We start from the raw sequence: 12,365 nt of genomic DNA, 5'->3' as shown, positions 1-12,365 counted from the left end.
AATACTTTAGAATTACGCCGATTATAGAGCGGCCCGTCGCTCGGCTGTCACAGAAGCCGAAATGTTGCCGCTCACTCGCGCCTCCTGGGGGAGGGGTGCCGATTGCGCGAATGTGCGCCTGGCGCCTCGTCTCATCTCCTGATTCCGGTGGCTTTTGCCCTTGTTTTCGCGGCTTTGGTTGGCCGCGTCATCCCTTATTGTCAGTCGCATGAAAGCGTCCCAATTCTTCATTTCCACGCTCAAGGAAGCGCCCGCCGACGCGGAGATCGTCTCGCACAAGTTGATGATGCGTGCCGGCATGATCAAGAAGCTCGGCGCGGGCCTCTATACGTATATGCCCGTGGGTCTGCGCGTGATCCGCAAGGTCGAGCAGATCGTGCGTGAGGAAATGAATGCCGCCGGCGCGGTGGAGGTGCTGATGCCGGTGGTGCAGCCGGGCGAGCTGTGGCAGGAGACCGGCCGCTGGGACAAGATGGGCGACGAACTGCTGCGCTTCAAGGACCGCCACGAGCGCGACTTCGTCATGCAGCCGACGTCGGAGGAAGTTGTGACCGACATCGCGCGCACCGAAATCCGCTCGTACAAGCAGCTGCCGGTCAATTTCTACCAGATCCAGACCAAGTTCCGTGACGAGCGCCGTCCGCGTTTCGGCATCATGCGCGGCCGCGAATTCACGATGAAGGACGCATATTCCTTCGACCGCGACGCCGAAGGCCTGAAGGTGTCATATCAAAAGATGTACGACGCTTACACGCGCATTTTCCAGCGCTTCGGCCTGGAATTCCGTGCCGTGGCTGCCGATAACGGCGCCATCGGCGGGTCGGGCTCGCACGAATTCCACGTGATTGCCGATACGGGCGAAGACGCCATCATCTACTGCCCGGATTCGGACTACGCCGCCAACATCGAGGCTGCGGAAGCCGTCGCTCCGGCCACACCGCGTGGTGCCGCCGCCGAGGCGCTCACCAAGACGCATACGCCTGGCCGCGCCAAGTGCGAGGCCGTTGCCGAGCAACTGGGGATTCCGCTGCAGCGCACGATCAAGTCCATCGTGCTGGCCACCGAACTCGAGGGCGGCGAACCCCAGATCTGGCTGCTGCTGCTGCGCGGTGACCATGAACTCAACGAGGTCAAGGCATCGAAGGTGCCCGGCCTGGCCGACTTCCGCTTTGCCACCGAAGGCGAAATCCTGCGCGCATTCGGCACGCGCCCTGGCTATCTCGGCCCGATCGGCACCAAGCTGCCCGTGAAGGTGGTGGCCGATCGCACGGCGGCTGCCATGAGCGATTTCGTGGTCGGCGCCAACGAAGAGGATTACCACTTCACTGGCGTGAACTGGGGCCGTGATCTGCCCGAGCCCGAGGTCTACGACCTGCGCAACGTGGTGGCCGGCGACCCCTCGCCGGACGGCAAGGGCACGCTGGCCATCTGCCGCGGCATCGAAGTCGGTCACGTCTTCATGCTGGGCACGCGCTACTCCGAGGCGATGAACGCGACGTTCCTCGATGAAAACGGCAAGACGCAGCCAATGGTGATGGGCTGCTACGGCATCGGCATCACGCGCATCCTGGGTGCGGCCATCGAGCAGAACTACGACGCGCGCGGCATCATCTGGCCGGCATCGATCGCGCCGTTCCAGGTGGTGATCTGCCCCGTGGGCTACGACCGCTCCGACGCCGTGCGAGAAGAAGCCGACCGCCTGCACGCCGAACTCGTTGCCGCCGGCATCGACGTGATGCTGGACGACCGCGGCGAGCGCCCCGGCGCGATGTTTGCCGACTGGGAACTGATCGGCGTGCCGTTCCGCGTGGTGGTGGGCGACCGCGGCCTCAAGGAAGGCAAGCTGGAATTCCAGGGCCGCCGCGACGAAGCCGCGACCGCCGTGGCACCGGCCGACGTGCTGGCCACGCTGAAGGCGCGTCTCGCGCAATAACGCAACAACAGGACCGACCTGCATGCGCCGCTTGTTCTCTGCCCGCCGGATCGCCGCTGCGCTGTGCGCAGGGACGTTGCTCGCGGGCACGCAGGCAGCGTGGGCAGGCGCCCAGAAAGAGGAATACCTCGCGGACTCCGTGCGCAGCGCATTGTCCGCCGCCGTGGCCGACAGCCGCCCGCTGCGCCCGGTATTCGCCAGCAACGACGAGCAACTCGGCTACCTGCGCTGGCTGGCCGAGATGTCGGTGCGCATGTCGGGCAAGATTCCGCAGGCGTCGGTACGCGTCGAACTGATCGAGACGGCGTATTACGAAGCCAAGCGCGCTGGCCTCGACCCGGCGCTGGTGCTCGGCCTCATCCAGGTGGAAAGCGGTTTTCGCAAGTACGCCATCAGCAGCGCCGGTGCGATGGGCCTGATGCAGGTCATGCCGTTCTGGACGCGCAGCATCGGCGACAACGACTCCCGCAAGCTCTTTCATCTGCAGAGCAACCTGCGCTACGGCTGCACGATCCTGCGTCATTACCTCGACATGGAAGGCGGCAATCTTTATCTGGCGCTGGGCCGCTACAACGGCAGCCGGGGCCAGCCGCAGTATCCGAATGCCGTGCTCGCCGCCTGGAAGCGCTGGCAGTATCAGGAGTCGAGTGCGATGACGGTGTCGGCGCCGGTGCCTGCCGAGCCTTCCGTGCCCGCACCGCGTGCCAAGGCGTTGCCGGAAGTGCCGGCGCGCAATCCGTTCTCGCCGCTGCGTATTGCTGGCGGTCCGGCTGGCGGTTCGTGATCTTCAGTCGGCGAACGGTCGGCCTACAATAGGGCCATCTCTCGCTCGCCCGCATCTCCATCCCGCATGTCCACCACCCAACCGTACGCGACCATGTCTGAGGCGCTGCGCGACTGGCTGCAGCGTCACGTGACCGAAGGTTTCGAGGCCGAATCCCTGGTGGCTTCGATGGTGCAATCCGGCTACGACCGCGCCTTTGCGCGCCGTGTCGTCGATGAGGCGCTGGCCAGCCGCGCGCCTGCTCCGCTTGCCGCCCCCGCGCCGACGCCCGTTGCCGATCAGTCCGTCGAAAACAGCAACGCAGTGCATACCGCGGATGGCGACATCCCGATCCTGTTTGCAATCGAGACGCCGCGCATCGTGCTGTTCCAGCACTTTCTGTCGGACCAGGAGTGTGACGAGCTGATCGCGATCGGGCGCAATCGCCTCAAGCGTTCACCCGTCGTGAACCCCGATACCGGCGAGGAAAACCTGATCTCGGCCCGGACCAGCCAGGGCGGGATGTTCCAGGTCGGCGAGCATCCGCTGATCGCCAAGATCGAAGCGCGCATCGCACAGGCGGTGGGCGTGCCGGTCGAACACGGCGAAGGCTTCCAGGTGCTGAACTACCAGCCCGGCGGCGAATATCAGCCGCACTTCGATTTCTTCAACCCGGGGCGCAGCGGCGAGGCGCGCCAGCTTGAAGTGGGCGGTCAGCGCGTGGCCACGATGGTCATCTACCTGAACAGCGTGCAAGCTGGCGGCGCGACGGGCTTTCCGAAGCTCGGGCTGGAGGTGGCGCCGGTCAAGGGCAACGCTGTCTTCTTCGTCTACAAGCGGCCCGACGGCACGCTGGATGAAGACACGCTGCACGCCGGCCTGCCGGTCGAGCGTGGCGAGAAGTGGATCGCCACCAAATGGCTGCGCGAACGCCCCTATCGTCGCGGCGCCTGATCGACGTCAGGTGATGGAATACACGTTTCTCTCGGCGACCGTCCTGCTGGTGCTGATCACCGATCCGCTCGGCAACATTCCGATCTTCATTTCGGCGCTGCGGTCGCCCCCGAGCGCCGCAACCGCGTCGTGCTGCGCGAGGTCGGCATTGCGTTCGTGCTGCTGCTCGTCTTCATGTTCTTCGGCGAGAGCTTCCTGCGCATGATGAGCCTGACCGACATGTCGCTGCAGATTGCCGGCGGCATCGTGCTCTTCCTGATCGCGCTGCGGATGATCTTTCCGCGTGAGGGTGCTGCCGATTCTCAGCCCACGGGCGAGCCCTTCATCGTGCCGCTGGCGATCCCGGCCATCGCGGGGCCATCGGCGATGGCCACGGTGATGCTGCTGGTGTCGCAGGCGCCCGGGCGCATGTGGACCTGGGTCGGCTCGCTATGCGCGACGATGGCCGTGTGCGCGGTGGTGTTGCTGAGCGCCACGCACATCCAGCGCCTCGTGGGGAGCGCACGGTGATGGCGTTCGAGCGGCTGATGGGGCTGATCCTGGTGGCGATCTCGGTGGAGATGCTGCTCAAGGGCATCCGTACGTTCGCGCATCAGCTCTGAACCGCGCGCGGGCAACAAAGGGCGACTGAGGTGTCGCCCTTTTGCTTGCCGCGGTACCGCGTCAGGTGTTCTTGAGCGCGCGGATGGTCGGCAGGTTGCGCCAGTAGCCCTTGGCGTCCATGCCGCAGCCGAACACGTAGCGGTCAGGCACGTTGAAGCCGCAGAAGTCGGGGTACAGCGGCTTGGACCTGCTGAGCGTCTTCTCGCACAGCACGGCGGAGTAGAACTCGGCGGCACCCATGTCGATGATGCGCGAGCGGATGGCGGCCATCGTCTCGCCTTCGTCGAGGATGTCGTCGAGCACCAGCACCGTGCGGCCCTTGACCGACTCGCGCGGCGCCACGCGCCACTGCATCTCGCCGCCCACCGTCGTGTTGTTGTAGCGCGAGAGGTGGATGTAGTCGAACTCCAGCGGGAAGGCCAGCTTGGGCAGCAGCATGCCGGTAAAGACGGCCGCGCCGCCCATCACGGACAGGACCATCGGGAACGTGTCGCCGATCTTCTCGGTGATCTCTTGGGCCATGCGGTCCAGCGAGCCGCGCACGGCGTCTTCGCTGACGATTTCTTCGGAGTTGGCCCAGAGTTCGCGGGCCTGTTCTGCGCTCAGCATCGTGTCAGTTCGGTGAAACGGTTCGGTGTGTCGATCAAAAGTGCGATTCAGGAAGGAGGGTAGCCCGCTCAGCGGCCGCCGAACAGCCCCTTCATGCCGCCTTTCATGCCGCCCATGGCGCGCATCATCTTCATCATGCCGCCGCCCTTGAGCTTTTTCATCATGCCTTGCATCTGCTCGAATTGGTTGAGCAGACGGTTGACTTCCTGCACCTGCACGCCCGCGCCCGCGGCAATGCGGCGCTTGCGGCTCGCCTTGATCAGTTCAGGCTTGGCGCGCTCGGCAGCCGTCATGCTGTTGATGATGCCCTCCATGCGGCGGACCTGCTTTTCGGCCTGGTCCATGTTGGCACCTTGCGCCTGCTGCGCGAGCTGCGCCGGCAGCTTGTCCATCAGGCTGCCCAGGCCGCCCATCTTTTTCATCTGGCCGATCTGCGCCTTGAAGTCTTCGAGGTCGAAGCCGCCGGTCTTCTTGATCTTGGCGGCAAGCTTCTGCGCCTCTTCCATGTCGACACCGCGCTGGGCTTCTTCCACCAGCGCGAGGATGTCGCCCATGCCAAGAATCCGCTGGGCCATGCGGTCGGGGTAGAACGGCTCCAGCCCGTCGAGCTTTTCGGCCACGCCGACGAACTTGATCGGCTTGCCCGTGATGTGACGCACCGACAGCGCCGCGCCACCGCGCGCATCGCCGTCGAGCTTGGTCAGCACCACGCCGGTCAGCGGCAGGGTGTCGTTGAACGCCTTGGCGGTGTTGACGGCATCCTGGCCGAGCATCGCGTCGACCACGAACAGCGTTTCGGCCGGCTTGAGCCGGGCGTGCAGCGCGGCGATCTCCTGCATCATCGCCTCGTCGATACCGAGGCGGCCCGCCGTATCGACGATCAGCACGTCGTGATAGTGCTTCTTGGCCCAGTCCAGGGCTGCTGCCGCAATGTCGACCGGCTTCTGGTCGGGCTGCGAGGGGAAGAAGTCTGCGCCGACCTGCTCGGAAACGGTCTTCAACTGCGCGATGGCGGCGGGGCGATACACGTCGCACGACACCGTCAGCACTTTCTTCTTCTTGTTCTCTTTGAGCCACTTGGCGAGCTTGCCCACCGTGGTGGTCTTGCCGGCGCCTTGCAGGCCGGCCATCAGGATGATCGCTGGCGGCGTGACGTTGAGGTTCAGCTCGGCCGCGCGGCCGCCCATGATGTTGCTGCCAACGCCTTCCAGCGCTTCCTGACCGCCGATGATGGCCGTCAGCTCGCGCTGCACGATGCCGACCAGCGCCTGGCCGGGCGAAAGGCTGGTGATGACGTCTTCGCCGAGGGCCTTTTCCTTGACGCGGGCAATGAACTCGCGCACGACCGGCAGCGCCACGTCGGCTTCGAGCAGCGCCATGCGAACTTCGCGCAGCATCTCGGCGGTGTTGGCTTCGGTCAGGCGCGCTTCGCCGCGCATGGTCTTGACCACGCGCGCGAGCCGTTGGGTCAGGTTATCCAGCATGACAGTGACAGGAATCCGGAATTGGGGACGGGATGAAGAGAAGACCGGCGCGCGTTCAACTTGCACCGGCTGGGAATGTGCTTAATGCGCGCATGTTGCGTTGCCGTCCGACAAGACTTTCGACGGAGGGCTGGCCCAGCCAAAACTGGGGTGCGCTGCGGTAAACTGTGCAAATGTCAATTGTACTGTATGCGCTGACGGCGCTTCTCTACGGCATCCTCGCTTCGGTAGCGTGGGCGCGACGCGGTGGGCTGGGTGCCCAGGCCCCGGCGGGAGCCATGGCGGCAGGCGGTCAGTCGCCGGGTGCCACGGTGCTCGTTCCGCCGCCGCCGGGCGCTGCCGACACGGTCCCCGGTTGGTGGCGCTGGGGCTTGCTGGCCGCTTTGGTTGCGCACGGGTTGCTGTTGCACGAGACGATTTTCCCGGCCGGCGCCATGGTATTTGGCTTTGCGTACGCGCTGTCGGCCATGCTGTGGCTGGGCGTGGGCATTTTCTGGATCGAGAGTCTCTTCTTCTCCCTGGCCGGCCTCGGCCTGCTGGTGATGCCGGTGGCGCTGGTCGGAAGCCTGTTGCCGTTGGCCTTTCCAGGCACGCAAATTCTCGGCTATGCGGCCAGCCCGCTGTTCAAGCTGCACTTCGCCATTGCCAACGTCGCCTATGGGCTGTTCACGCTGGCGGCATTCCACGCGATCCTGATGCTGGCCGCAGAGCGCCGCCTGCACACCATCAACCGCCCCGCAGAGACAGGCTGGTTCAGCCGCTGGCTCGATCTGCTGCCGCCGCTGCTGACGCTCGAAAACTGCTGTTCCGGCTGATCGGGGCCGGCTTTGTCTTGCTGACGCTGACGATCGCGTCGGGCGTGCTGTTCTCCGAACAGTTGTTCCACAGCGCCTTCCATTTCGATCACAAGAACATCTTTGCCGTGCTGTCGTGGGCGATGTTCGGCGGCATCCTGGTCGGGCGGCGTTTTCGCGGCTGGCGCGGACGCATTGCGCTGCGCTGGGTGATGGCCGCCTTTGCGACCCTGCTGCTGGCATACGTGGGCAGCCGCTTCGTGCTCGAAGTCATCCTGCATCGCGCCTAGCGCGTTCCTGGCGCTTGCGCTGCTACTTGTTCTTGCCTGTTCCCCATGTCCCGTCCTGTCCTGCTGATCCTGATGCTGCTCGCCGGCTGGTGGTGGTTGAGCCGCCTTGGGACACGGCCGTCCCGCTCCTCGGGGCAAGGGCAGTCCGCCTCGCGCGGACAGGGCACAGCCAAGCGCACGCCTGAGCCTCAGGCCTCCCAACCCATCGAGCAATGTGCCGTGTGCGGCGTGCATGCGCCGCGCACCGGCATGATCGCGCTGCCGGGCGGCCGCTATCGTTGCCCCGAGCACGCTGATCGGGGCAACACATGACACCCGAAGCGTCGGGTGCCGCGCGGGCAACACCGTCGACCGCGCGCAGCCTGCTTTCGCGCCTGAACGCCTGGCGCGCACTCCGGTCGGTCTGGCTGGAGCCCGATCCCCCTGAGTTCCAGTGGCGCCTGCTGCGCTATTTCGCTTTCAGCCGCGCCGCCGTGGCGCTCGTGCTGCTGTTGTTCGTGATGGTGCCGCGCGAGCACAACGAAGCGGTCGGCCCGGCCAATAGCGACGCGCTGCTCAGCCTGACGCTGCCGTATCTGGCCATGGCCCTGCTGATCCTGGCCGCAGCCGGATGGTGGCGCACGCGATTCCAATTCCGCGTGCGGCTCGATGTGGTGCTCGATCTGCTGTTCCTGGGGCTGGCGTACGCCACGCTCTCGCATTTGTCGGCCAGCGTGGCGATGGTGTTGCTGGTGCCGGTGTTGGCCGCCGGCGCGCTTACCAGCCTGCTGTTTGCGCTGTTCACGGCGGCAGTGGCATCCATCGTGGTGCTGGCCGATCCGTTCCTGCAGATGATGAGCGACGGCGTGATTGCGCCGGGGCTGGCATCCGCCGGCCTGTACGGCCTGGTCTACATGATGGCCGCGTCGATGATGTACGGCCTGTCGCACCGCCAGATCGCGCAGGAACGGTTGACGATGGCCCGTGAGCGCGAATTGCGCCTGCAACAGCTCGTCAACCGCCTGATGGTCTACGACATGCAGGACGGCGTGATGCTCGTGCGCGCCGATGGCCGCGTCGTTGCCGCCAACCCGGCCGCAGCCATGTTGCTGGGCGTGCCGCAGAGCGCCTTTGTCGGCAGCGGCGCGATGTTGTTCGACCTGAAGGACGTGCCGCACCTGCGCCCGTTGCTCGAAACGCTGCGCCAGTGGCTGCGCCGCAAGAGCCGTCCCACCGATGGCACCGGCGACGACGATGCACCGCGCATCCTCGACCTGCTGCCCATCGCTGCGGGCGGCCGCGCAGGCCGTGCCATGTTGAGCGCCCGCCTGCGCCTGCGCTTCATCCTGCCGAGCCTGGCCAACCTGCGCAGCGTCTACATGGACAGCCTGGTCAGCTCGATCGGCCTGGGCCTGCCGGGTGAGGGCGGCGAGGTGCGTCCGCGCATTCCATCGGCCGACGCCATCTCGCAGGGCTGGTCGGCCGACGACGAAGCATTTCTGCGCCACGAGTTGCACGACACCGTGCTGGTCCACGTGGAAAGCTGGGAGCGTGTGGCGGAGCAGGCGCAACAGGAAAAGCTGGCCTCGATGGGGCGGCTGGTGGCCAGCGTTGCGCACCAGATCCGCAACCCGCTGGCCGCGATCAGCCAGGCCGCCGAACTGCTGGACGATCCGGGCGACGGCCAGGATGGCGGGGCGCACCCGCGCCCGGAAAACTCCGGCGTGGAGACGCGCCTGCTGCGCATCATCCGGATAACGTGCGCCGGCTCGACCAGGTGGTCGCTGACGTGCTGATGCTCTCGCGCCGCCCGCGTGGGGAGCGTGTGCGCGTGCAACTGGCGCAGGTGCTGCCGGAGGTTGTCGAGCGCTGGCGTGCCGAGGCCCTGCGCCGCGCAGGCGAAGCCACCGAGATCAACCCGAACCTCGTGCGCGTGGCCGTCGACCTCGACAAGCCCGTGCTGTTCGATCCGGCGCAGTTGCAGCAGGTGGTGGGCAACATGCTCGACAACGCGCTGCGTTGCCGCCGCGTTCCCGGCTCGATCCAACTCGCGGCCTACGCGCTGGACGACACCCACGCCGAGCTCGTGATCTGGAACGACGGCCCCGAAGTGCCCACCGAACAGCAGCGCAGCCTCTTCGAGCCGTTCTTCACGAATGACGCACAAGGCACTGGCCTGGGCCTCTACATGGCGCGCGAGTTGTGTAGCGCCAACGATGCGCAGATCCGCTACGGTGCCATCGCACTGGAATCCTTGCTCGATCGCACCGGAGCGTTGACCATGGAGGCGCGCGACACGTTGCCGCGCCGCGCCTTCGTCATCACCCTGATGTTTGATCAACCTGCCTTGGCCGTAACGGAATAGTCCGCCGGCCGCGCATTTCCGCCGATCTTCTGCTGATCCATGTCCAAAGCCGCCATCGTTCGCGAACCCATTCTCGTCGTCGATGACGAAGCCGACCTGCGCGAGCTGCTGGAAATTTCGCTGCGCCGCATGGGGCACGACGTCGTGCTCGCCAGCGGCCTGGCCGAGGCGCGCGAGGCGCTCTCCCGCCAGCGCTTCGCGCTTGTGCTGACCGACATGCGCCTGGGTGATGGCCTGGGCATTGAACTCGTGCGCCAGCTCTCTGCCACGGCCGACCGCACGCCGGTGGCCGTCATCACCGCCTATGGCAGCGCCGAGAATGCGGTGGAAGCGCTCAAGGCCGGCGCATTCGATTACATCGCCAAGCCGCTCTCGCTCGACCAGCTGCGCAGCCTCGTGCTGAATGCGCTGGGCCGCCAGCAGCGCGATCCCGATCCGGGCAATGCCGATCTGGCCGAGCGCACCAACGATCTGCTGCCGGGACATTCCGCCGCGATGCAGGAGGTGCGCCGCTCGCTGATGCGCCTCGCGCGCAGCATGGCCCCGGTGGTGATCAGCGGTGAATCCGGCAGCGGCAAGGAACGTGCGGCGCGCGCCATCCATGCGCTGTCCGCGCGTGCATCGCGGCCGTTCGTGGCGGTGAACTGCGGCGCGATTCCCGAGAACCTGATGGAAGCCGAGTTTTTCGGCTACGTGAAGGGCGCCTTTACCGGCGCAGACAGCGACCGCCAAGGCTTCTTCCAGGCCGCCAACGGCGGCACGCTCATGCTCGATGAGGTGGCCGACCTGCCGCTCACGATGCAGGTGAAATTGCTGCGCGCGTTGCAGGAGCGCCGCGTGCGCAAGATCGGCGAAAGCCGCGAAGACCCCGTCGACGTGCGCGTCGTGTGTGCGAGCCACCAGAACCTTGCGCGGCTGGTGGCCGCCGGCCGTTTCCGCGAAGACTTGTTCTATCGCCTCAACGTGCTGGAACTGCGCATGCCCACGCTGCGCGAGCGGGCCGAAGACGTGCCCGTGCTGGCCGGTGTGCTGCTCGAGCAGCTCGCCAGCCGCTACGGCGATCCGCGCCCAAAACGTCTGACGCGACCGGCGCTGCAGCAACTGTGTGCGTATCCGTTCCCGGGCAACGTGCGCGAGCTGGAGAACCTGCTGGAACGTGCGTACGCGTTTGCGGAAGGGGAGTCGATCGACGTGGACGACCTTGGCGCGCTGGGCGCCGAGATCGAACGCTCGCCGCTGTTTCACCGCACGCGCGAGGCGCAGGCTGCGGCAGCCGGCCACCACCCGATGTCGCCCGCGCCGATGGCGAGCTGGCCCGATGCCGTCTACATGCCGGCGCCCGTGCAAAGCCCCATGGGGATGCCGCAACCGATGGCGCAGCCCGAGCCGGCACCCGCTGCGCAGCCGGCGGAGCCGGCTCTGCCGAGCGTTGCGCTGCCGATCGACCTGCCGGCCTACCTGGAGTTGGTCGAGCGCAACGTGATCCTCGCCGCGCTGGACCAGACCGGCTTCAACCGCACGGCCGCCGCCAAGCTGCTTGGGCTCTCATTCCGTCAGTTGCGCTATCGCATGCAGCAGCTTGGCATTCGCGATCCGCGCGACATTGAAGTGCCGCCCGGCGGCGTGGGCGAGGCGGCCGGAAATGGGCTGAACGGCGATGCCTGAACGGTTGCACATCGGCGCGGACGGATGGGTGGATGGCGCGCGCCGCCATCCTCGCCAAATATCGACGCACGGCCCGAAGGCATGCCGATCGACCTGATCGTGCTGCACAACATCAGCCTGCCGCCTGCGCAATCGGCGGCGGACTTCGGCACCGACCACGTCCTCGATTTCTTCACCAACACGCTCGACTGCGACGCGCATCCGTACTTCGATCAGCTGCGCGGCGTGCGCGTGTCGGCGCATTTCTTCATCCGTCGCACGGGCGAATGCGTGCAATTTGCGTCGTGCGATGCGCGCGCCTGGCATGCCGGTGCGTCGGACTTCTTCGGCCGCCCGCGCTGCAACGATTTCTCGGTCGGCATCGAAATCGAGGGCACGGACGATTTGCCCTTCACGCCCGAGCAGTACGCCGCCACGGCGTCGCTTGTGCGGGCGATCTGCGCGGCGTATCCGATTGCAGCGATCGCCGGTCATTCGGACATTGCCCCGGGCCGCAAGACGGACCCCGGACCGCATTTCGACTGGGCGCATCTGCGCGCGCTCGGCGGATTCAATGCGGCGTTGTTCCCGTATCAGCACGCGCTCTGACGCGACACCTCTCTGGCGCTTTACGGTCTGCGGCTCACGTGCGAGGGTAAAACCGTGGAGCGTCACCCTCCAAGACTCAGGCGCGAGGGTGAAACTCTGGAACGTCAATGTCCAGGCATCGCACGCGAGCCTAAAACCGTGGAACGCCACAGTCCGAGGGTCGCGCACGAGGGTAAAACTGTCGATGTGTCCACTGTTTGAGGCTCACGCACGACGGTCAAACCGTGGAGCGTCACAGTCCGAGGCTCGCGTGCGAGTGTGAAACCGTGGAGCGCGACCGTCCGAGGGTCATTTCGTCGATCCATCCGTGAACGATTCCAGGGTCGGAGGCTCGCGCA

7 protein-coding genes and 4 pseudogenes are annotated in these 12,365 nt (G+C 66.1%); 9 read left to right on the top strand and 2 right to left on the bottom strand.

Annotated features, from left to right (window positions below; all coding sequences use genetic code 11):
* Window positions 1-208 precede the first annotated feature (208 nt).
* From OWR21_RS07450 to OWR21_RS07435, 4 genes and pseudogenes are all read left to right on the top strand, one after another.
* Window positions 209-1,933 (top strand): proline--tRNA ligase, encoded by a 1,725-nt coding sequence (locus OWR21_RS07450; RefSeq protein ID WP_332394900.1) that lies wholly within the window; start codon window positions 209-211, stop codon window positions 1,931-1,933.
* A gap of 22 nt (window positions 1,934-1,955) precedes the next feature.
* Window positions 1,956-2,717 carry a lytic transglycosylase domain-containing protein gene (locus OWR21_RS07445; RefSeq protein WP_102066861.1) on the top strand — a complete coding sequence of 254 codons (762 nt, stop codon included), beginning with the start codon at window positions 1,956-1,958 and terminating at the stop codon, window positions 2,715-2,717.
* 66 nt (window positions 2,718-2,783) lie between these two features.
* Entirely contained in the window at window positions 2,784-3,650 is an 867-nt protein-coding gene (locus OWR21_RS07440; protein WP_332394899.1) for a 2OG-Fe(II) oxygenase, read from the top strand.
* A gap of 13 nt (window positions 3,651-3,663) precedes the next feature.
* Window positions 3,664-4,252: pseudogene (locus OWR21_RS07435) on the top strand (MarC family protein).
* A gap of 61 nt (window positions 4,253-4,313) precedes the next feature.
* Here OWR21_RS07435 and OWR21_RS07430 read toward each other — a convergent pair.
* Window positions 4,314-4,862: a hypoxanthine-guanine phosphoribosyltransferase gene (locus OWR21_RS07430; protein WP_332394898.1), complete on the bottom strand. Its 549-nt coding sequence runs from the start codon at window positions 4,860-4,862 to the stop codon at window positions 4,314-4,316.
* Between the two features lie 68 nt (window positions 4,863-4,930).
* Window positions 4,931-6,346: a signal recognition particle protein gene (ffh, locus tag OWR21_RS07425; RefSeq protein ID WP_027680338.1), complete on the bottom strand. Its 1,416-nt coding sequence runs from the start codon at window positions 6,344-6,346 to the stop codon at window positions 4,931-4,933.
* Between the two features lie 173 nt (window positions 6,347-6,519).
* On the opposite strand from ffh, the pseudogene OWR21_RS07420 reads away from it, so the two are divergent.
* The 5 genes and pseudogenes from OWR21_RS07420 to ampD all read left to right on the top strand — a co-directional run bounded on the left by OWR21_RS07420 (window position 6,520) and on the right by ampD (window position 12,027).
* Window positions 6,520-7,430 (top strand): annotated as a pseudogene (locus tag OWR21_RS07420) (cytochrome C assembly family protein).
* 45 nt (window positions 7,431-7,475) lie between these two features.
* Window positions 7,476-7,742: a hypothetical protein gene (locus OWR21_RS07415; RefSeq protein WP_316891772.1), complete on the top strand. Its 267-nt coding sequence runs from the start codon at window positions 7,476-7,478 to the stop codon at window positions 7,740-7,742.
* Window positions 7,739-9,774: pseudogene (locus OWR21_RS07410) on the top strand (ATP-binding protein). The gene OWR21_RS07415 and the pseudogene OWR21_RS07410 overlap by 4 nt, the downstream one beginning before the upstream one ends.
* Before the next feature lie 39 nt (window positions 9,775-9,813).
* A complete protein-coding gene (locus tag OWR21_RS07405; RefSeq protein WP_332394897.1) occupies window positions 9,814-11,439 on the top strand; it encodes a sigma-54-dependent transcriptional regulator in 1,626 nt (541 codons plus the stop codon).
* A pseudogene (gene ampD / locus OWR21_RS07400) lies at window positions 11,432-12,027 on the top strand (1,6-anhydro-N-acetylmuramyl-L-alanine amidase AmpD). The gene OWR21_RS07405 and the pseudogene ampD overlap by 8 nt, the downstream one beginning before the upstream one ends.
* Window positions 12,028-12,365: the final 338 nt, after the last annotated feature.

The organism is Ralstonia sp. 1B3, assembly GCF_036631435.1.
The sequence above is the reverse complement of the archived record's forward strand: the minus strand, read 5'-3'. Positions and strand labels throughout refer to the sequence as shown.

Excerpts from the sequence above, each read along its gene's own strand:
- OWR21_RS07450 (WP_332394900.1), top strand. The coding sequence starts at position 209 with ATGAAAGCGTCCCAATTCTTCATTTCCACGCTCAAGGAAGCGCCCGCC.
- OWR21_RS07445 (WP_102066861.1), top strand. The coding sequence starts at position 1,956 with ATGCGCCGCTTGTTCTCTGCCCGCCGGATCGCCGCTGCGCTGTGCGCA.
- OWR21_RS07440 (WP_332394899.1), top strand. The coding sequence starts at position 2,784 with ATGTCCACCACCCAACCGTACGCGACCATGTCTGAGGCGCTGCGCGAC.
- OWR21_RS07430 (WP_332394898.1), bottom strand. The coding sequence starts at position 4,862 with ATGCTGAGCGCAGAACAGGCCCGCGAACTCTGGGCCAACTCCGAAGAA.
- ffh (WP_027680338.1), bottom strand. The coding sequence starts at position 6,346 with ATGCTGGATAACCTGACCCAACGGCTCGCGCGCGTGGTCAAGACCATG.
- OWR21_RS07415 (WP_316891772.1), top strand. The coding sequence starts at position 7,476 with ATGTCCCGTCCTGTCCTGCTGATCCTGATGCTGCTCGCCGGCTGGTGG.
- OWR21_RS07405 (WP_332394897.1), top strand. The coding sequence starts at position 9,814 with ATGTCCAAAGCCGCCATCGTTCGCGAACCCATTCTCGTCGTCGATGAC.